Annotated in this window: 1 protein-coding gene; it reads right to left on the bottom strand. The window is 62.4% G+C overall.

What is annotated here, in order from left to right; all coding sequences use genetic code 11:
- On the bottom strand, positions 1-519 hold a 519-nt coding region (locus HMPREF3120_RS04790), incomplete at both ends, for an enoyl-CoA hydratase/isomerase family protein (protein ID WP_210384496.1).

Here is a 519-nt window from a genome sequence, read left to right as displayed (position 1 = left end):
CTCCCTCGAGCGAGGCAACCTTGTGCGTCGCCAGACCGGTGGCGAGCATGTCATCGGGGGTAAGCCGATACCCCGTCAGCGCCAAAAACGCCCCAAGCGCCTGCGACGGGTGCTTCGGCAAGTTCTGCAGCAACCACGACATACCCACATCCGTGATGTAGCCGATGTTCATCTCCGGCATGGACGCAAACGCATCCTCGGTGACCACCATGTGCGAACCGTGCGCCGACACCCCCATGCCACCGCCCATGATCACGCCGCTGCACAGCGCGATGTACGGCTTGGGGTAGTTCGCAATGTCTAAGTTCATGGCGTACTCGTCGGCAAAAAACGTATCGACCTCATCCAGGCGCCCCTCGAGGACACCGTCGCGCGCGGCACGGACGTCGCCACCAGAGCAAAAGTGCTTGGCCGAGGACTGGATGACAACTTGGGCGACGGTGTCGTCGTCACGCCAGCGCTTCAGCGTTTCGTCGATGGCGCGCGCCATCTCCGGGTTCAGAGAATTCAGGGCCTTGG

Origin of the sequence: Corynebacterium sp. HMSC11D10 (genome assembly GCF_001806995.1) — a bacterium.
GTDB lineage: Bacteria > Actinomycetota > Actinomycetes > Mycobacteriales > Mycobacteriaceae > Corynebacterium > Corynebacterium coyleae.
The sequence above is the reverse complement of the archived record's forward strand: the minus strand, read 5'-3'. Positions and strand labels throughout refer to the sequence as shown.